The sequence below is a fragment of the Stutzerimonas sp. Brlt_14 genome (assembly GCF_051948915.1).
Classification (GTDB): Bacteria; Pseudomonadota; Gammaproteobacteria; order Pseudomonadales; family Pseudomonadaceae; genus Stutzerimonas; species Stutzerimonas stutzeri.
The window spans coordinates 237,024-255,245 of record NZ_JAYJLM010000004.1 but is presented as its reverse complement, the minus strand read 5'-3'; the positions used below and the strand labels follow the sequence as shown (position 1 = coordinate 255,245).

General features: G+C 64.8%; 17 protein-coding genes. 8 read left to right on the top strand and 9 right to left on the bottom strand.

Features of this window, described 5'->3' with window-relative positions; translation table 11 throughout:
• Positions 1-56 precede the first annotated feature (56 nt).
• Entirely contained in the window at positions 57-947 is an 891-nt protein-coding gene (locus tag VF716_RS11570) for a PA4780 family RIO1-like protein kinase (protein ID WP_017244499.1), read from the bottom strand.
• Between the two features lie 157 nt (positions 948-1,104).
• On the opposite strand from VF716_RS11570, the gene ada reads away from it, so the two are divergent.
• The 3 genes from ada to VF716_RS11555 are packed head-to-tail and all read left to right on the top strand — an operon-like array spanning position 1,105 to position 3,268.
• Positions 1,105-2,145, top strand: coding sequence for a bifunctional DNA-binding transcriptional regulator/O6-methylguanine-DNA methyltransferase Ada (ada, locus tag VF716_RS11565; RefSeq protein ID WP_125883092.1), 1,041 nt, complete (start codon positions 1,105-1,107; stop codon positions 2,143-2,145).
• Positions 2,146-2,196: 51 nt separating this feature from the next.
• The gene (locus tag VF716_RS11560) at positions 2,197-2,439 is read left to right on the top strand and encodes a hypothetical protein (RefSeq protein ID WP_125852958.1); all 243 of its coding nucleotides are present in this window, start codon (positions 2,197-2,199) and stop codon (positions 2,437-2,439) included.
• Positions 2,440-2,488: 49 nt separating this feature from the next.
• Positions 2,489-3,268 carry a TatD family hydrolase gene (locus tag VF716_RS11555; RefSeq protein WP_013984059.1) on the top strand — a complete coding sequence of 260 codons (780 nt, stop codon included), beginning with the start codon at positions 2,489-2,491 and terminating at the stop codon, positions 3,266-3,268.
• Between the two features lie 9 nt (positions 3,269-3,277).
• Here the strand turns inward: VF716_RS11555 and VF716_RS11550 are convergent, their stop codons facing one another.
• The 4 genes from VF716_RS11550 to nfi form a co-directional block, all read right to left on the bottom strand.
• Positions 3,278-5,308: a methyl-accepting chemotaxis protein gene (locus VF716_RS11550; RefSeq protein WP_197860857.1), complete on the bottom strand. Its 2,031-nt coding sequence runs from the start codon at positions 5,306-5,308 to the stop codon at positions 3,278-3,280.
• 310 nt (positions 5,309-5,618) lie between these two features.
• Entirely contained in the window at positions 5,619-6,455 is an 837-nt protein-coding gene (ampE, locus tag VF716_RS11545; protein ID WP_440552710.1) for a regulatory signaling modulator protein AmpE, read from the bottom strand.
• A 15-nt stretch (positions 6,456-6,470) separates the two neighbouring features.
• Positions 6,471-7,022, bottom strand: coding sequence for a 1,6-anhydro-N-acetylmuramyl-L-alanine amidase AmpD (gene ampD, locus VF716_RS11540; protein ID WP_026006502.1), 552 nt, complete (start codon positions 7,020-7,022; stop codon positions 6,471-6,473).
• Between the two features lie 103 nt (positions 7,023-7,125).
• Positions 7,126-7,851, bottom strand: a complete 726-nt coding sequence (gene nfi / locus VF716_RS11535; RefSeq protein WP_017244505.1) for a deoxyribonuclease V — start codon at positions 7,849-7,851, stop codon at positions 7,126-7,128.
• Positions 7,852-8,005: 154 nt separating this feature from the next.
• Between nfi and VF716_RS11530 the strand changes: the two genes are divergently transcribed.
• On the top strand, positions 8,006-8,995 hold the full coding sequence (locus VF716_RS11530) for a GlxA family transcriptional regulator (protein WP_106442357.1): 990 nt from the start codon (positions 8,006-8,008) through the stop codon (positions 8,993-8,995).
• A gap of 145 nt (positions 8,996-9,140) precedes the next feature.
• Here VF716_RS11530 and zapE read toward each other — a convergent pair whose 3' ends face one another.
• The 3 genes from zapE to VF716_RS11515 form a co-directional block, all read right to left on the bottom strand.
• Positions 9,141-10,235 carry a cell division protein ZapE gene (gene zapE, locus VF716_RS11525; RefSeq protein ID WP_019405341.1) on the bottom strand — a complete coding sequence of 365 codons (1,095 nt, stop codon included), beginning with the start codon at positions 10,233-10,235 and terminating at the stop codon, positions 9,141-9,143.
• Positions 10,236-10,398: 163 nt separating this feature from the next.
• Positions 10,399-11,757, bottom strand: coding sequence for a tryptophan--tRNA ligase (locus VF716_RS11520; protein WP_079328990.1), 1,359 nt, complete (start codon positions 11,755-11,757; stop codon positions 10,399-10,401).
• 52 nt (positions 11,758-11,809) lie between these two features.
• Positions 11,810-12,436, bottom strand: coding sequence for an alpha/beta hydrolase (locus tag VF716_RS11515; RefSeq protein WP_020305933.1), 627 nt, complete (start codon positions 12,434-12,436; stop codon positions 11,810-11,812).
• A 138-nt stretch (positions 12,437-12,574) separates the two neighbouring features.
• On the opposite strand from VF716_RS11515, the gene VF716_RS11510 reads away from it, so the two are divergent.
• Positions 12,575-13,003: a YhcB family protein gene (locus tag VF716_RS11510; protein ID WP_013984067.1), complete on the top strand. Its 429-nt coding sequence runs from the start codon at positions 12,575-12,577 to the stop codon at positions 13,001-13,003.
• Between the two features lie 40 nt (positions 13,004-13,043).
• Here the strand turns inward: VF716_RS11510 and nadC are convergent, their stop codons facing one another.
• Positions 13,044-13,892, bottom strand: a complete 849-nt coding sequence (gene nadC, locus VF716_RS11505) for a carboxylating nicotinate-nucleotide diphosphorylase (protein ID WP_017244509.1) — start codon at positions 13,890-13,892, stop codon at positions 13,044-13,046.
• 426 nt (positions 13,893-14,318) lie between these two features.
• Here nadC and VF716_RS11500 point away from each other — a divergent pair, with 426 nt between their 5' ends.
• From VF716_RS11500 to VF716_RS11490, 3 genes are all read left to right on the top strand, one after another.
• Positions 14,319-16,577, top strand: coding sequence for a DUF1631 domain-containing protein (locus tag VF716_RS11500; protein WP_440552709.1), 2,259 nt, complete (start codon positions 14,319-14,321; stop codon positions 16,575-16,577).
• 116 nt (positions 16,578-16,693) lie between these two features.
• Complete coding sequence (locus VF716_RS11495; protein ID WP_017244511.1) at positions 16,694-16,867, top strand: DUF3094 family protein; 174 nt, start codon at positions 16,694-16,696, stop codon at positions 16,865-16,867.
• Positions 16,868-16,920: 53 nt separating this feature from the next.
• Positions 16,921-18,216 carry an NAD(P)/FAD-dependent oxidoreductase gene (locus VF716_RS11490; RefSeq protein ID WP_011914657.1) on the top strand — a complete coding sequence of 432 codons (1,296 nt, stop codon included), beginning with the start codon at positions 16,921-16,923 and terminating at the stop codon, positions 18,214-18,216.
• Positions 18,217-18,222 lie beyond the last annotated feature (6 nt).

The following is an 18,222-nucleotide window of genomic DNA, read 5'->3' as shown; positions in this document are numbered from 1 at the left end:
CAAGCCGGCTGGCGCATGGGCTACTTGGCAGCGGGCGGGCCGAGTAGCCAAAACCATCACCCCTTCATCCAGGGCGGCTCGGGCGCCTCGTCCGGCTCGCCGTCTTCTGCGCCCCGCATGGCCTCCCGCCGCGCCTGTTCGGCCAGCGTCGCCTTGATCTCCCGCATCACCGCATCGATATCCGCCGCATCCTCCGGCTCGGCGAACTCGCCGGTCAGCTCGGTCTCCGGGGTCAGCTTGCCCTGCTGATAGAGCGCCCACATCTCCTTGGCATAGCGGGTGAACCTGAGCTCCGGGGCGAAGCGGCCGAAATAGGCCGACATGTTGCCGACATCCCGCTCAAGCATCTCGAATGCATGGTTGTTGCCCGCCGCGTCCACCGCCTGCGGCAGGTCGATGATGACCGGGCCGTGCTCGTCGAGCAGCACGTTGAACTCCGACAGGTCGCCGTGCACCAGCCCGGCGCAGAGCATCTTCACCACTTCATGGATCATGAAGGCGTGGAATTCGCGGGCATCGTCCGGATGCAGGTCGACATCATTGAGGCGCGGTGCGGCATCGCCATCCTCGCCGGCGATCATTTCCATCAGCAGGACACCATCGAGAAAGTCGTAGGGCTTGGGCACCCGCACGCCGGCGTCAGCCAGGCGGAACAGGGCCGCCACCTCGGCGTTCTGCCAGTTCTCTTCCTTCTCCTTGCGCCCGTGCTTGGAGCCCTTGGCCATGGCGCGCGCGTCGCGACTGCTGCGCACCTTGCGCCCCTCCTGGTATTTCACGGCCTGGCGGAAACTGCGCTTGTTGGCTTCCTTGTAGACCTTGGCGCAACGCAGCTCGTCGCCGCAGCGCACCACATACACCGCTGCTTCCTTGCCGCTCATCAGCGGCCGCAGCACCTCGTCGATCAGGCCATCCTCGATCAGCGGTTCGAGTCGTTTAGGCGTTTTCATCAGCGGCTTGCAGGTCCTTCGGTCAGGGGCGGTGTTGCAGGTTACGGCAATCACAAACCGGCTTCCATGCCTGCCATCGAGTTTGAAAGCGCGCTTTGGATTGGCGCACAGCACGTTCAGCGCCGACAATCGAGCCATCATTCCCTGGAGCACCGTCATGCTCGATGAAGACCGTTGCTGGCAGGCGCTGTGCGAGCGCGATGCCGCCTTCGATGGGCGTTTCGTCTTCGCCGTGCGCTCGACCGGCATCTTCTGCCGGCCCAGCTGCCCGGCCCGCCGCCCCGCCCGCGAGCGGGTGGCCTTTTTTGCCGATGGCGAAGCGGCCCGCGCCGCTGGCTTTCGTCCCTGCCGACGCTGCTCGCCAATGGGGCCAAGCCCGAGCGAGCAGCTGGACGCGCTGGTCGTCGCCGCCTGTCGCCTGCTCGACGAAGCCACCGGGCCCATGACACTGCCCCAGCTGGCTGCACGTATCGGCCTGTCGCCGACGCATCTGGCCCGCGCCTTCAAGGCCCGCACCGGTCTGACGCCCCATGCCTGGGCAACCGCGCGCCGGCGTGAACGCCTCGATGCCCAACTGCCCGAGGCCGGTTCGGTATTGGATGCCGCCCTTGCCGTCGGTTACTCCGGCACCCGTGCGCCCTATGCCGAGGCACGGGCGCTGACCCCGGCACAACGGCGTCGCAAGGGCGCCGGCGAAACCCTGCGCTATGCCCTGGCGCCCTGTCCGCTCGGCCTGCTGCTGCTTGCCGCCAGCGACAAGGGCATCTGTGCCCTGCTGTTCGGCGATGACGAAGGCGCGCTGGAGCAGGAGCTGCGCTCGCGCTTCGCCGCCGCCGACCTGCGCCGCGATCAGGCCGGGCTGGGCGACTGGCTGCAGGCGATCGTCAGCCAGCTGGAAGAACCGCAGCGCGCCACCCAGCTGCCGCTCGACCTGCGCGGCACAGCCTTTCAGCAGCGCGTCTGGCAGGCGCTGCAGCAGATTCCCGCCGGCGAGACACTCCGCTACGGCGAGCTGGCGGCAACCCTCGGCAGCCACGCGCGGGCGGTGGCGCGCGCCTGCGCCAGCAACCCGATCGGCCTGCTGGTACCCTGCCACCGCGTGGTCGGCAGCCAGAACGCGCTGACCGGCTACCGCTGGGGCTTGGCGCGCAAGGCCAGGCTGCTCGATCGGGAAGGGCAAGGCGAGTCGGGAGCCTGAGCGGATTTCAGCGGTCGGATATTGCAGTGCCGCCCACCGCAGGAAGCCGTCATGACCGAACTGAAGCGTTACCGCATCCACTACCGCATCAATGGCGAGCCAGCCTCGCTGCTGATCAGCTCGTTCGAGATGCCCGGTCTCGAACAGGCCGAGCTGGAGATCCTGCTGCATCATGTCCGCGAGCCGCGTGCCGCGGTCGACGCACCCTGGGAGAACCCGGTGCGCCCCAGCGAAGCCAGCCGCTTGAGCGAACTGGGCGTCAGCGATATCCAGATCGAAGAGGAAAGCCGCTGAAGTCCCGGTAGCATTGCCCACCCGCCCTCGCAGACCGCATGGAGCTCTCGTGCAGCTGATCGACACTCATACCCACCTCGACTTCGAGATGTTCGACGATGACCGGGCGCAGGTGATCGCCCGCGCCCGGAACGCCGGTGTCGAACGCATCGTGGTGCTCGGGGTGCATGCCGCCAACTGGCAGCGGGTCTGGCAGCTGGCCTGTGACGAACCTTCGGTGCATGCGGCGCTGGGCCTGCATCCGGTGTTTCTCGAGGAGCACCAGGACGCCCACGTGCAGCAGCTGCGCGACTGGCTGGAGCGTCTGCGCGGCGAGCCTAAGCTCTGCGCCGTCGGCGAGATCGGCCTGGATTACTACATCGACAACCCGGACATCGAGCGCCAGCAACGGTTGCTCGAGGCGCAGCTGGCGCTGGCGGCCGATTTCTCCCTGCCGGTGCTGCTGCACGTGCGCCGCGCCCATGCGCCGATGATCGCCACGCTCAAGCGTTACAAGCTCGAGCGTAGCGGCGTCATCCACGCCTTCAGCGGCAGCTGGGAGGAAGCGCGCGAGTATCTGCGCCTCGGATTCAGGCTCGGTCTCGGCGGCGCCGGCACCTGGCCCCAGGCGCAGCGGATGCATCGGGTACTGCGGCAATTGCCGTTGGAGGCCATCGTGCTGGAAACCGACGCGCCGGACATTCCACCCGCCGGCCATGCCGGCGAACGCAACAGCCCCGAGCTGCTGCCGGAAATCTGCCGACGCCTGGCCGACCTCAAGGGCATCGATGCGCACGCGCTGGCGGCGGCCAGCTATCGCAACAGCTGCGAACTGTTCGGCTGGCGCTGAGCCGCCCCGTCAGACGCGGAAGGCGGCGATCAGCTGCTGCAGGTGCCCGACCAGCTGGGTCAGCTCCCGACTCGCCTGCTCGGTGTGGCCGGCGCCCTCGGCGGTGCGCTGGCCGGCCTCGTTGATGGCGACGATGTTGCGATCGATATCGTGAGCCACCGCCGTCTGCTGCTCCGCGGCTGCGGCGATCTGCTGGTTCTGATCGACGATCAGGCCGACCGCATCGAGGATGTGCTCCAGCGCCTGCTCCACCTGCGCCGACTGGCCGACGGTGTCTTCGGCCAGCGCATGGCTGGCATGCATGGTCTTGACCGCCGCGCCGACGCCGTTCTGCAGGCGCGCGATCATCTGCTCGATTTCCGCCGTGGATTTCTGCGTGCGCTGTGCCAGTCCGCGCACCTCGTCGGCCACGACCGCGAAACCGCGTCCCTGCTCGCCGGCGCGGGCCGCCTCGATGGCCGCGTTGAGGGCCAGCAGGTTGGTCTGTTCGGCGATGGTCTTGATCACGTCCAGCACCTGGCTGATCGCCTGGCTGTCACCGGCGAGCTGGTTGATCACGGTGACCGACTGCTCGATCTCGCTGGCCAGACGCTGAATCCCGCCCACCTGCGCGACCACCAGGGCACGGCCGTTGACGGTTTCTTCGTTGACGCTCTGGGCGCTGCCCACCGCGGCTTCGGCGCTGGTGGCGACCGCCTGGGCGGTGGCCGACATCTCGTTCATGGCAGTGGCCACCTGCTCGATCTGGCCGCGTTGCTCGGACACCGTCTGGTTGCTTTCGCCGGAAACGCTCTCCACCCGTCCGGCCTGGCGTTCCACCTCGGCGACGGTCTGGCCGACCCGCTCGATCAGTTCACGGATCTGCGCCACGGTAGTGTTGAACACCTGGCCCAGCTCGCCGAGCTCATCGCGGCTCTGTACCTGATAGCGCGCGGTCATGTCGCCGGCGGCGACCTTGTCCATGATCCTGCCGAGGCTGTGCAACGAGGCGCGCGTCGAAGCGTAGAAGCCGGCATACAGGTAGGCCACCAGACACAACACCACCGCCAGGGCCGAGAGCAGCAACGTCATCAGCAGGCGCTTCTGTTCCAACCGTTCGGCGAGCTCCACGTCGAGAAATGTCAGGATGGCGTCGTTCAGCTCGTAGGTCTTGGCCATCTCGGCGCTGATGCGCTCATAGAACTGTTCCCATGGCTGGTCCAGCGCGTCGGCCATGATCACCTCGTCCTGCAGGATGTCGCTGCTCGCCTGCAGGGACTCGCGGCTGGCCGTAGCGAAAGCGTCGAGCCGGGTTCGCGCGGCCTGGCTCGCGCCGAGGGCGTCCTGCAACTGTGCGGCGTACTGCGCCTGCTGCTTTTCCAGTTCCAGCACGAGGTTGTCCAGCGTATTGCTGGCATCGGAGTTCAGGTAGCCCTGGCCGAAGGTGTAGGAGCCCACCGCACGTCCTTCGCCGAGCGATGCGCTGATGGCCGGGGTTACCGTGGTCAGCAGCTCGGCCAACTGACGCACCTCACGCTCGAGATCCTGGCTGAGGCCGGACTGACCGGCGACGAGCTTGATCATCACCTGCGACTGACCCAGCAGCGTCTCGGCCATGGCCGCCTTGGACTGCAGCGATTGCTCGGCCTGGGCAGCCCGCAGGCCAGCCACCAGTTCGTCGCGCCGGGCATTGAATTCGGCCACCTGCTCGGGCGCATCGCCAACGGGGGCCAGCGCCTGCAGCTGCGCCGTCAGCTCGCTTTCGACACGGTTCAGACGCGTCTGCAACGCCTCGACATTGCCGGTCTGGCCGATGATCGACTCGATGTGCACGAGGTCTTTCCAATCCTCCATGCTGCGCCGCACCTGCAGTGTCGAGCCGAGCAGCTCGAGACTCTGCAGCTCCGTTCGCGTGCCGACGAAGGCCCGGTACGACTCGCGCACCAGGTAGTAGTTGCTCAGCAGCATGGGAACGAAGAACAGGACGCTGACCAGACTGAACTTCATGCCGAAGCTCAGGCGGTTCATGAACGCGATCGCGGGATACAACAGGCTATTCACACGACGTCTCCCAAATCTTATTGGTATGGGCTTGCACGCAATTGCAGCGCGCAGCAGGGCTCGTCAGAGAGTGGCATCTGCCCGGGTTATACGGGATATCGGTAGCGGAATTTGTAACTTAAGGTAATGGCTAACTGATGGCTCGCCAACGACCAGCGGTCGCCCGAGCTGCGAAGCGTCTAGCCTGAGCTCTGCAGCGTTGCGAGCCGGTTTGCGCCATACAGCGGCCGTATGGCGGCGTATTCAGAACTGCGTCAGTCAACGCCAAGCGAGTGGCCTGTGCCCGCTGTGCGGGCCAGGTTTACACAAACTAGGCCAGCAGCGTCAGCACCGCGATCACCGCGTACCACAGCACGCGGGTGCGTACCAGCAACGCCGCCAGGCCGTCGAGGCGAGCGATGCCGGCTTCGCCGTTGATCGCAGCGGGCAGGTCGGCGGCAAGGGGCCCGGCATCGGCCAGCAGGCGCCGAGCCGACACGTCCCAGCTCAGCAGCTCGTGCAGCAGCGCGCGGTTGACCGCAACGAAATTGCCGACCAGGGCGAAGCTCCCCAGCAGCAGACGCACCGGCAGCCAGTCGAACGCATGTCGCAACTGCTCGGCGCGTTCGCGCAGCTCGTCGTGCTGGGCGTGCTCGACGCACAACGCCAGCAGCCGATAAGCCAGAGCCGCCATCGGTCCGAGCAGCAGATACCAGAAGATCACGGCGAAGAAGCCTTCGTAGCTCTTCCACAACAGTCGCGTCTGCACCGCGTGCATCAGGCTGGCCGGGTCATTCTCGCGCAGGCCGGCATCACGCTCGGCAGCCAGTGCTGCGGCTTCTTCGTCGCCGCGCCGCCAGGCATCACGGAAGGCGCCGAGCTCGGCCTTGGCGTGACCGCGCCCGAGGCTGTAGAGCAGTACCAGCAAGTGCACCGGCAGGGCCAGCCAGCCATAGGCCAGCGGCTCCAGGACCTCCAGCAGCAGACCGAGCAGCACCACCGGCAACACGACCAACAGCAGCAGCGTCAGCCAGGGCGCATCCCGCAGGCGCGGATTGGCTTCGGCCTGACGCAGCCTGGTCAGCCAGGGGCCGTCGTGCTGCAGGCGTGGTCGCCAGTCGGAGAACTTGTCCACCAGCAGCACGAGCAGGATCACCAGAAAACTCATCGTCCCTTCCTTTCGTCAGCAGGTAATGGAGGCCGCCCGCAGGCGCAGCCAGTCGAAGGCCGGCCCCGGATCGGTCTTGCGTCCCGGCGCGATGTCGCTGTGGCCGCATACACGCTCGGGCGTGATCGCCGGATATGCACACTGCAGCAGCCGGCAAAGCTCGATCAGCGCCTGGTACTGCGCCTCGCTGAACGGCTCGTGGTCGGTGCCTTCCAACTCGATACCGATGGAAAAGTCGTTGCAGCCCTCGCGGCCGTCGAAGCAGGACACACCGGCATGCCAGGCCCGATCCAGACAGGAGACGAACTGAGTGATGGCGCCATCACGCTCGATGAAAAAATGTGCGGAGACCTGCAGCCCGGCGATCTCTTCGAAGAAAGGATGCTCGTCGCACTGCAGACAGTTCTGAAAGAACTGCTGAACCCTGCCGGTACCGAACTGGCCTGGCGGCAGGCTGATGTTGTGGATCACCAGCAAGGAAATCTCGCCGGCCGGGCGCTGATTGAAGTTCGGCGAGGGGCAGTGGCGCACGCCATGGCACCAGCCGGTGGCGGAATCCAGGTGCATCGTGGGAAGGCCCATGCTGAAGGCAGGCGAGCAGGCTAGCGCCTGCATGACACCCGCTGCAAGCGCAGCGTCCGGCGCCAGTATGGCCTGATGTGTCCCGCTCTTACCTGAGCGCGGCCAGCCGCCGACTGGCTGCCTTCTCCTCGCGCCGCGAGGCGAGCCGGTCGGCCAGGCGCGTCGGTTCCGGCAGGCGGTAGCGGGTCACGTAGCGCATGACCAGCTCCGGCGCCGTGGCGAGGCTGACCCGGTTGCCCGGCGAGATGATCAACGGCCGCACCTTGTCCTTGCTACGCAGCACACAGCCGATCACGTCGCCGGTCTTCTTGTCGCGCAGCGCCACCCGGGCACCGCGCTGCAGGTCCAGCTCGTCATGCTCGCCGGTGAGCAGCTTCTTCGCCACGCCAATGGTGGGCAGGCCGGTCACCACCCCCAGATGCGCAGCGATGCCCAGGCGCCGCGGGTGGGCGATGCCGTGGCCGTCGGAGAAGATCAGGTCGGGAACTGCCGGCAGTTCCGCCAGCGCCTGCAGCACGGCCGGCAGCTCGCGAAACGACAACAGGCCGGGCACGTACGGCATGTTGGTGGGGATTCGCGCCAGGCTGCTGCCCACCAATTCCAGGGTATCGGCATCCAGCAGCACCGCTGCCGCCCGGGTGATGGTGCCGCCGTCCTCGAAGCCGACATCCACCCCGGCGATCAGGCGCAGCGCTGGGAAATCGTCCTGCAGCCGCACCTGCGCAGCCAGCGTCAGCTGCATCGCTCGTGCCGCGGCAGGACTGCCATCCCAGTCGCCGAACGGGGCAGCGGGATAGTGACTGATCTGGCTCATGTTTCGCTCCTCTGCATCAGCGATTCGACGCCGCACCGCCCACGCCGTTCAACGCGACGCGCTGAGTTCGTACTGGACTTTGCCCTGGAAAAATAGGACGCTCCAGCCGCCGCACGGCTGATTTACCCTGAAATCCCACAATAATTAGAATCGTATGACCCATCTCGCCTCGATCCAGCGCGTCAGCATATTGGCCACCGAAGGGGTTTTCGCCTCGACGCTCATGCAGGCCAAGGACTTTTTCCATATGGCTAGCCTGCGCTACGGCCGCCAGCTCGGCCTTGAGCTCAAACCGGCATTCGAAACCCGCCTGGTCAGCCCGGACGGCGGTCCGGTGAGCACGTTCAGCGGAACCAGCATTGCCGTGGATGGCGCGCTGGACAATGCCGACATGCTGATCCTGCCGGCGTTCTGGGGCGATTTCGACGCGCTCTGCGCGCGCTACCCGCAAGTCGCCCGCTGGCTGCGCGAACGCCATGCCGCCGGCAGCGTCATCTGCGGCGAAGCCACCGGAGCTTTCTGGATGGCCCAGGCCGGGTTGCTGGAAGGCCGCGAGGCGACCACCCACTGGCGCTTCGCCGGGGAGTTCGCCGAGCGCTTTCCTGGGGTCCAATTCAGCGCCGACAAGCACCTCACCGACAGCGACAACCTCTACTGCGCCGGCGGCACGACCTCGGCCTGCGACCTGTACATGTACCTGATCGAGCGCTTCTGCGGCGCCCATGTCGCCCAAGGCATGGCGCGCGATGTGCTGTTCGAACTGCAGCGCAGCTACAGCCCGGGCCGACTGGGCTTCGGCGGGCAGAAGCTGCACCTGGATACCCGCATCCTGCAGATCCAGGAATGGCTTGAGGCCAACTACGCAGAGAAATTCCGCTTCGAGGACGTCGCTCGCCAGCACGGCATGAGCATCCGCAACTTCATGCGGCGCTTTCAGGCCGCCACCGGCGACAAGCCGCTGCACTATCTGCAACGCCTGCGCATCGAGACGGCCAAGAGCCTGCTCGCCACTACCGGCAAAAGCATCAAGACGATCAGCTACGAAGTGGGCTACGACGATGCCAGCTTCTTTGCCCGCCTGTTCCGCCAGCACACGGAGCTATCGCCGAACCACTACCGGCAGAAGTACCGGCCGGCATCCTAGGGCAAACACGGAAACAGCCATGGCGTGCCGAAGCGGGCAGCCGACTGCAGCGGGCGGCCTGGCAGGGAGACCGCTCCGACAACAGCGTAGTAATCATGCGGGCGACCCCGGCCGCGAAGAACAGGTCTTCGCGACCGGCTCACGGTCAGGGCTTGTGCGGACGCGCCAGGTACTCGTGGGACTGCATCTCCAGCAGCCGGCTCAGGGTCCGCTGGAATTCGAACTCCAGACGACCTCCGGTGTAGAGGTCCTTCAGTTCCACTTCGGCGGAAATGATGAGCTTGACGTTGCGGTCGTAGAACTCGTCCACCAGGTTGATGAAACGGCGCGCCATGTCGTCCTTGGTGACGTTCATCTGCTCGACGTTGGCCAGCAGGATGGCACCGAATATCTTGCCCAGCTCGATGTAGTCATTCTGGCTGCGCGGCCCGTCGCAGAGCTCGCGGAACTCGAACCAGGCCACGTCGTTGCCGGTCTTCACCGCGCGGATTTCACGGTTCTCGATCATCAGTGCGTCGTTGTTAACGACCCGGCAGTTCTCCGGCAGCAGGCTCTTGAAGCTGCGCTCCAGGCTCTGTTCGGCCTCGGCATCGAGGGGGAAGTGGAACAGTTCGGCCTGCTCCAGCGCACGCAGGCGATAGTCGATGCCACTGTCGACATTGACGATCTCGGTGTGCTTCTTCAACAGGTCGATCGCCGGCAGGAAGCGCGCACGCTGCAGACCGTCCTTGTACAGACCGTCCGGCACGATGTTGGACGTCGCCACCAGGCTCACGCCGTTCTTGAACAGCTCGTCGAGCAGCGTGGCGAGAATCATCGCATCGGTGATGTCGGAGACGAAGAATTCGTCGAAGCAGATGACCCGGGCTTCGTCGGCGAAACGCTTGCCGATGATGGTCAGCGGGTTCTTCTCACCCTTGAGGGTTTTCATTTCCTCATGCACGCGCTTCATGAAGCGGTGGAAGTGCGTGCGCATCTTCTGCTCGAAGGGCAGCGCGTCGAAGAAGGTATCCACCAGGTAGGTCTTGCCGCGGCCGACGCCGCCCCAGAAGTAGATGCCCTTGATCGGACCCTGCTGCTTCTTGCCGAACAGCTTGCCGAGCAAGCCGCTCTTGCTGCGATCGTCTGCCACCAGATCGTCGTACAGACGCTGCAGGTGACGCACCGCGTTTTCCTGGGCGGCATCGTGGAAGAAGTCAGGACGTTTCAGGTCGGCCTGATAGCGCTCAAGAGGAGTCATGGCGGAGTCTGGGTAGTGAAACGGGGCCGCCACTTTAGCGGCGCCCTCGGTGGTTGGCAATTTACTCAGGTCGTTCAAGCGTCAGCCCTCCTGGGACACCCGTACTTGGAAATCACCGCGTCGCCGAGCGCACCCATCGGCCGCGCCCGGCCTGCCAGCAGCGTTACTCGACAAGCGTGGCCAGCGCCTCGCGCACCCGCAACATGGCGGCGTCGAGCGCTTCGGCGCTCTCGTAGTGCGGGCTGTCGGCGATGCATTCGTCGTCCAGCCACAGGGTGAATTGATCACCTTCGTCCTCGCGAAGTTCCAGGGCATCCGGGCCACCGGCGATCAGGCGCTGGGTCAGGCTGCCGATGGCCTTCGGATTGCTCAGCGGACGGGACAGCAGCAGCTCCTCGCCGTCGGCGGCGAAGAAGCGGAAACGGAAGGCGCCATCGGCCTCGCGGAAGCTGGCAAAACGAGCGGTCTTGCTGGAGTTCTTCTTGGTCGGCGCCGCGCTTTTCACTTCGCTGCTGAAGTTGCGCAGCCCCACCGCCTCGCGCAACTCGCCGAGAAATGGTGTGGCGATCCGGCGTGCCTTGGCCGCTCCCGCCTGCAGAATGTCTTCCAGCTCGGCCGGCTTGGCGATGAGCTGGTGATACAGCTCGCGCGCCTGGCCCAGTTCGTTGTCGAGCAGCTCGAACAGACGTTGCTTGGCATCGCCCCAGGCCAGGCCATCGAGCAGCTCCTGGCGGAAGGCAGCCTGCTGCTGCGCGGTGGCAAAGGCCTGGTAAAGCGTAAACAGGTGGGAGTTGTCCGGATCCTTCGGTTCGCCCGGCAGGCGCGAGTCGGTGACGATGCGTGCGATCGCCGCCTTCAGCTCCTTGGCACTGCCAAACAGCGGGATGGTGTTGTCGTAACTCTTGGACATCTTGCGCCCATCGAGACCGGGCAGCGTGGCGACGCTCTCCTCGATCACCGCTTCGGGCAGGGTGAAGAACTCGCGGCCGTTGCCGAACAGATGATTGAAGCGCTGGGCAATGTCACGGGCCATTTCCACATGCTGGATCTGGTCACGCCCCACCGGCACCTTGTGCGCGTTGAACATCAGGATGTCCGCCGCCATCAGCACCGGATAGCTGTACAGGCCCATGGTGACTCCGGCATCCGGGTCTTCGCCGTTCTCCACGTTCTTGTCCACCGACGCCTTGTAGGCATGGGCGCGGTTGAGCAGGCCCTTGGCGGTGACGCAGGTCAGCAGCCAGGTCAGTTCGGGAATCTCAGGCACATCCGACTGGCGGTAGAAGGTCACGCGCTCGGCATCGAGGCCGCAGGCCAGCCAGGTCGCGGCGATTTCCAGACGCGAGCGCTGGATGCGTAGCGGATCGTCGCACTTGATCAGCGCATGGTAGTCCGCGAGGAAGTAGAACGAATCGGCGGCCGCGTCGCGGCTGGCGAGGATGGCCGGGCGGATCGCTCCGGCGTAGTTGCCCAGATGCGGCGTACCGGTCGTGGTGATACCGGTCAGGATGCGGGTAGTCATGCAGTCATTCTCGAATCGTTGCAGCGCGACGGAGGGGGATTGGCACGCAGCATCAAAGCCGCGGGACGACCAGTTCCTTCAGCTCCACCAGCTTGCCGTGAAAAAAGTGGCCGCATTCTGCCACTTTCAGCAGCTCGTGGGGGTGCTGCAGCTGCGCAGAAAAGGCATACACGGACTCGGCATCGATCACCTCGTCCTGCTCCGGCTGGATGATCGTAAGCTGACAATCTTCAGCCAACGACAGCGCCGCAAGACGCGACACCGCCGGTGCCACCATCATCAACCGCTGCACCGTCACGCCCTCGGCGTTCAATCGGCCGGCCAGATTGCCGGCAACGAACCCACCGAAGGAGAACCCCAGCAGCGTCAGCGGCAGCTCGGGGTTCTGCTGGCGCAGCCAGCGCAGCGCGGCCTCGGCGTCATCCACCTCACCCTCGACCATGTCATGCGCGCCGGCACTGCCGCCGACACCCCGGTAATTGAAGCGCAGCGTGCTGTAGCCGGCATCCCGCGCGGTGCGCTGCAGGGTCGAGACCACCTTGTTCAGCATGGTGCCGCCCTTGACTGGGTTCGGATGGCAGATCAGCGCCAGGCCGCGGGCCTGCGGCTGATCAAAATACAGCGCTTCCAGCACCCCGCAGGGGCCATCGATAGAGAGGGGCTCTTCGCGTTTCAACAAAACAGGAACTCCGTGACCTTGGGACGAGTCGACTCGTCTTGCTAACTAGCTGCCGATAACCGCCGCCTCGCGTTGCGGTATACAGAGCAGGTACGAGACGTTAACGTAAGCACAGCCGTTTATATAGAGGAAGGACTCGTGGAACAGACCCTCGCGACCTGGTTGCTCCCGATCGTCGGCCTGATCGCCGGCATCGCCATCGGTTATCTGGTGGCGCGCAGCAGCGCACCCAACCGCACACAGCGTCAGGTCGACGACCTGCAAGAGCGCTTCGACACCTATCAGAGCGAAGTGGTCACCCACTTCAACACCACTGCCAGCCTGCTGCGCAAGCTCACCCAGAACTACCAGGACATCCAGGAACACCTGTCCGATGGTGCCAGCCGCCTGGCGCTCGACGAGCAGACCCGCCAGCGCCTGATGGCCGCCCTGCACGAGGAAAACCATGGCTCGCGCGAGCGGCTCTCCTCGCCGGCCTTCACCGAACCGCCCAAGGACTACGCTCCCAAAGGCGACGATACCCCCGGCACCCTGCACGAAAACTTCGGCCTGAAGAGCCGTCACTGATCCATCGCCTGGCGCAGCCACTGCGCCAGGCGCCCCTCTCCTACTGACGCAAGCGCATCGACAGGTCCACCGCCTGTACATGCTTGGTCAGCGCCCCGATCGAAATGTAATCCACGCCGGTTTGTGCAACGCTGCGTAGCGTGTCGTCGCTGATTCCACCTGATGCTTCGAGCTTGGCCCGGCCCGCCGTGATCGCCACGGCCGTGCGCATGTCGTCGAGCGTCAGTTCGTCGAGCATGACGATATCCGCCCCTGCCCCCAGCGCCAGCTCGAGCTCGTCGAGGCTCTCCACCTCGATTTCCACCGGCTTGCCCGGCGCGATGCGATGCGCAGCCGCCACCGCCTCGGCGATCCCGCCACAGGCGGCGATGTGGTTCTCCTTGATCAGAAAAGCGTCATAGAGGCCGATCCGGTGGTTATGGCAGCCCCCGCAGGTCACGGCGTACTTCTGTGCCAGGCGCAGGCCTGGAATAGTCTTGCGAGTGTCCAGCAGGCGCACGCCCGTGCCCTCGACCATGTCGGCGTAGTGTCGGCAACGAGTGGCCACACCCGACAGCATCTGCAGGAAATTCAGCGCGCTGCGCTCGCCGGTCAGCAACGCCCGAGCCGGCCCTTCCAGGTGGAACAGCACCTTGTCCGCCTCCACCCGGTCCCCGTCGGCGACCTGCCAGTGGACTGCGACCCGAGAGTCCACCTGCCGGAACACCGCGTCGACCCATGCGGTTCCACTGATCACCGCCGCCTCGCGCGTGATGACCGAGGCATGTGCCAACCGCTCGGCAGGGATCAGCTGCGCGGTGATATCTCCGCTGCCGACATCTTCGGCTAAGGCGCGGCGTGCATTGGCATCAATTTCTGCGGATAGATCGGCAAGGCTGAGATTCGGCATGTCGGGCTCCTCGAGTTTGCGCGGAGTATAAAGGCTCGCACCGACCGCGGCAGCGTCAAGCTGCCGACAGCCTACGGGTCGCTCGACCGGCTTTTTTTAACCTCCTGGCGGAAAACCTGCGAGCATCTGTGAGCCAGGTCATGTCCAATGAAAAACTGACCTTGGCAGGGGAGCACAATGCTTATAATCCCCTCCAAGAATATTGACGCCACCTAACTGACGATACTTGCTGACGAGGCGTCGTTGTAAAATCAAAGCGCTCGGCTATGCTGCGTCTGGATCCGGTTCGACAGAAGAAACCCGCACAAGATTGCGGGCTCGCCCGGTACCTTCCGCCTTGCCCTGCCGACTTGGTTACCTATATAAGACGCTGCCGAATTCAAGCGTTGTGACCGCCGCAAAGCAGGCGACCGCAGGAGAGTCTCGATGCGAACCGATGCGAAAGTGGTGCACCTGAACAAGGTTGCCCCTGAGCACAAGCCGTCTTCACCGGCAGGCCGCCTTCCGGTGGCGCTCATCAGCGTGCGCGACAAGGCCGCCCAGCAACTGCGTCAGGCGCTGCAATCGCTGTTCGACAACGCCGATGACTCGCTCTTCGAGATCGCCGATCGCGCGACCAGTAACGCCGAACAGAACGCTTTTTTCGAGGCTATGCGCGACCTGCGCATGAAGCGCCGCAACATCGAACGCGGCTTCCTGCAGCAGCTGTTCGAAGCATTCGCCAAGCTCAACCAGTATGAAATCGGCGAGCCGCCCGCGCTGGATGCCGTCTCCTTCGACAGCCTTTCCCTGGTGCAGAACGACGAGCTGGAAGAATCCGTAGCCGTCGACACCATGGTCGCCAAGGTCATGAGTCGTGCCGCCCAGCCGCTGGGCCACCTGACCACGCGCATGAACGCGCTGATCAGCAAGAAGCTCGACGACAAGAGCAACCCCCTCGGCCCTCATGCGCTCTGTGATTATTTCATCGAAGCCAGCAGCAGCCTGGGCGTGCAGATCAAGGTCAAGCTGATCATCTTCAAGCTGTTCGAGAAGCATGTTCTTGGCGATATCGACCAGCTATATGCCGAAGCCAATCAGACCCTGGTGGCTGCCGGCATCCTGCCCGAACTCCAGTCTGCACCGCCGCGCCGGCAGCAGCGCCCGGGCGGTCCGGCTGCCAGCCACACCTCGCCAGCGACGCATAGCCAGCCGGTCCATGTCGACGAGGGGCTACAGGAAGCCGCTTTCAGCGCCTTGCACAACCTGCTGTCCGACCTGCGCGGCAGTAGTGTTCTGCCTGCCCGCAACGTGCCCAGCGACGCCATTCCGATCTCCAGCGGAGACCTGCTCCGCCTGCTGTCGCACATGCAGACCCGCGCGCCACAGACGGTCGACGATTTCGATCTGCAAGAGCAGCTCGGCAGCCTGCTGAGCCGGGTAAGTGCCAAGACCGGAAAATCGCGGGTGGTTGGCGAGATCGATGACGACGTCATCAACCTCGTCTCCATGCTGTTCGAGTTCATTCTAGACGACCGTACCCTGCCGGATTCTCTCAAGGCCCTGATCGGGCGCCTGCAGATCCCGTTGCTCAAGGTCGCGGTAATCGACAAGACCTTCTTCAGCCGCGGCAGTCACCCTGCGCGCCGCCTGCTGAACGAAATCGCGTCGGCAGCGATGGGCTGGGGCGATCAGGACGAGGCGCAACGCGACAGCCTCTATCAGAAGATCGAGCAGATTGTGGCCCGCCTGCTCAACGACTTCGTCGATGATCCGGCGATCTTCTCCGAGCTTCTGGCCGATTTCCTCGCCTTCATCGGTGACGAGCGACGCCGCAGCGAACTGCTCGAGCAGCGCACCCGTGACGCCGAAGAGGGTCGCGCCAAGGCTGAAATCGCTCGCCAGGAAGTCGAGCACGCGCTGAACCAGCGCCTGCTGGGCAAGACCCTGCCGGAAGTGGTGGTGCGCCTGCTGCAGGAGGCCTGGAGCAAGGTTTTGCTGCTCACCTGCCTGAAGCACGGCACCCAGTCCGAGGAATGGCAGGCAGCCCTGGACACCATGGATGACCTTGTGTGGAGCGTGACTCCCCACGAGGACGACGAATCCCGCGCGCGTCTGCTGGAGCTGGTCCCGAGCCTGCTCAAGGCATTGCGTGAGGGGCTGGTCAGCGCCGCGTTCGACCCCTTCTCCACCGGCGACTTTTTCACCCAGCTCGAAGCACTGCACGTACAGACCCTGCAACGCATTCAGCAACCGCAAGCCACTCCAGGCGCATCCGGACCGGCCGCTGACGCGTCAGGCGAGTCGATCGCCGCCGCAGCGGTCGAAGCTGCGCCGACCATGGTCGAGGTGGTGGACGAGATCGTGCTGCTGGCACCCGGCGAGAGCCGCGAGCCCGAGCCGGAAATCAGCCTGCCGGACAACGACGAAGCGCTGATCCAGGTGGACAATCTGCGAGTCGGCAGCTGGGTGGAATTCCAGGAGGATGAAGAGCACAAGCTGCGCTGCAAGCTGGCCGCGGTGATCAAGCCCACCGGCAAGTACATCTTCGTCAACCGCACCGGCATGAAGGTTCTGGAGAAGACCCGCATGGGCCTGGCCAGCGAGTTCCAGCGCGGCGCCATTCGCCTGCTCAACGATACCCTGCTGTTCGACCGCGCCCTGGAATCAGTGATCGGCAACCTGCGAAAGCTGAAGAACACCTGATCCGCGCCGAGCATGCCTGCCGGCATGCTCCTTCCCCTGCGCGGCAAAGCGCCGCACTTCGCGCTTGGCTTTTGACCCCGCGCAGCTAGAATGCCTGCATTCTACTCGAGGTGCCTATGCCCAGCCGCCTGAACCCCGAAGACCAGCAGCGCGTCGATGAATACCTCCGCGCCCCGCAGCATCAGGTCGAACGCCAGCCGTTTCGCCCCTGGATCCTGCTGCTCGTCGTGCTGGCGGTGGTAGTCGGCCTCGGGCTTCTGAGCCGCCTCCTGAGCCGCCTGGTGCTTTGAGCCTCGCTCGCCCCGTCGCGCCGCCGTTTCTCTTGCAGCTATGAGTCATTCCCATGTCACATCGAATCGTAATCGTCGGCGGCGGCGCTGGCGGCCTGGAGCTTGCTACCCGCCTGGGTAGAACCCTGGGCAAGCGCGGCAAAGCCAGGGTCACCCTGGTCGACGCGAATCTCACCCACATCTGGAAGCCGCTTCTGCATGAAGTGGCAGCCGGCTCGCTGAACTCGTCAGCCGACGAGCTCAACTATGTGGCGCAAGCCAAGTGGAATCACTTCGAGTTCCAGATGGGCCGCATGGCCGGCCTGGACCGTGCGAACAAGTGCATCCGCCTGGAAGCCACACGCGACGAGTTCGGCGTGGAGCTCGTGCCCTCGCGTGCGTTGAATTACGACACCCTGGTGATAGCGGTCGGCAGCACGACCAACGATTTCGGAACCCCCGGGGCCGCCGAGCACTGCATTTTCCTGGATACCCGCGAGCAGGCCGAACGCTTCCATCGCCAGCTGCTGAGCCGTTACATGAAGGCACATGCCGGTGAAACCGGGCCGAGCGGCATCAGCATGGCCATCGTCGGCGCTGGCGCCACCGGTGTCGAACTGGCCGCCGAACTGCTGCATGCAGCCAAGGAACTGGCCGCCTATGGCCTCGATGGAATCAAGCCGGAAGATGTGAAGATCACGCTCATCGAGGCCGGCCCGAAGGTTTTGCCGGCACTGCCCGAGCGCATCAGCCAACCGGTACACCAGACACTGCTCGACCTGGGTGTGAAGGTGCTGACCGGCGCAGCGGTCAGCGAAGTCACCGCCGACGGCCTGCACACCAAGCAGGGTGAATTCGTGCCGGCCAGTCTCAAGGTCTGGGCGGCCGGTATCAAGGCACCTGCCTTCCTGCATGAAATCGATGGGCTGGAGACCAACCGGATCAATCAACTGGTCGTCCACCCCACCCTGCAGAGCACCCGCGACGAGAACATATTCGCCTTCGGCGACTGCGCCGCCTGCCCGCAGCCGGACAGCGACCGCAACGTGCCGCCTCGCGCCCAGGCAGCCCACCAGCAGGCGTCGATGCTGGCCCGGTCGATCCGCAACCGACTGGAAGGCAAACCCCTACCGACCTACCGCTACAAGGATTACGGCTCGCTGATATCGCTCTCGACCTTCTCGGCCGTGGGCAATCTGATGGGCAATTTGACGGGCAACGTCATGCTCGAGGGCTGGCTGGCGAGGATGTTCTATATCTCGCTGTACCGCATGCACCAGATCGCACTGTACGGCATGCCGCGCACGCTACTGATGATGCTGGGCGACAAGCTCAGCCGTAGTACCGAACCACGCTTGAAACTCCATTGACGCATT

What these genes read in the sequence shown, in the direction of transcription:
- VF716_RS11570 (WP_017244499.1), bottom strand. Translation starts at nt 947, where the DNA reads ATGAAAACGCCTAAACGACTCGAACCGCTGATCGAGGATGGCCTGATC.
- ada (WP_125883092.1), top strand. Translation starts at nt 1,105, where the DNA reads ATGCTCGATGAAGACCGTTGCTGGCAGGCGCTGTGCGAGCGCGATGCC.
- VF716_RS11560 (WP_125852958.1), top strand. Translation starts at nt 2,197, where the DNA reads ATGACCGAACTGAAGCGTTACCGCATCCACTACCGCATCAATGGCGAG.
- ampE (WP_440552710.1), bottom strand. Translation starts at nt 6,455, where the DNA reads ATGAGTTTTCTGGTGATCCTGCTCGTGCTGCTGGTGGACAAGTTCTCC.
- ampD (WP_026006502.1), bottom strand. Translation starts at nt 7,022, where the DNA reads ATGCACCTGGATTCCGCCACCGGCTGGTGCCATGGCGTGCGCCACTGC.
- nfi (WP_017244505.1), bottom strand. Translation starts at nt 7,851, where the DNA reads ATGAGCCAGATCAGTCACTATCCCGCTGCCCCGTTCGGCGACTGGGAT.
- VF716_RS11530 (WP_106442357.1), top strand. Translation starts at nt 8,006, where the DNA reads ATGACCCATCTCGCCTCGATCCAGCGCGTCAGCATATTGGCCACCGAA.
- zapE (WP_019405341.1), bottom strand. Translation starts at nt 10,235, where the DNA reads ATGACTCCTCTTGAGCGCTATCAGGCCGACCTGAAACGTCCTGACTTC.
- VF716_RS11520 (WP_079328990.1), bottom strand. Translation starts at nt 11,757, where the DNA reads ATGACTACCCGCATCCTGACCGGTATCACCACGACCGGTACGCCGCAT.
- nadC (WP_017244509.1), bottom strand. Translation starts at nt 13,892, where the DNA reads ATGCCGAATCTCAGCCTTGCCGATCTATCCGCAGAAATTGATGCCAAT.
- VF716_RS11500 (WP_440552709.1), top strand. Translation starts at nt 14,319, where the DNA reads ATGCGAACCGATGCGAAAGTGGTGCACCTGAACAAGGTTGCCCCTGAG.
- VF716_RS11495 (WP_017244511.1), top strand. Translation starts at nt 16,694, where the DNA reads ATGCCCAGCCGCCTGAACCCCGAAGACCAGCAGCGCGTCGATGAATAC.
- VF716_RS11490 (WP_011914657.1), top strand. Translation starts at nt 16,921, where the DNA reads ATGTCACATCGAATCGTAATCGTCGGCGGCGGCGCTGGCGGCCTGGAG.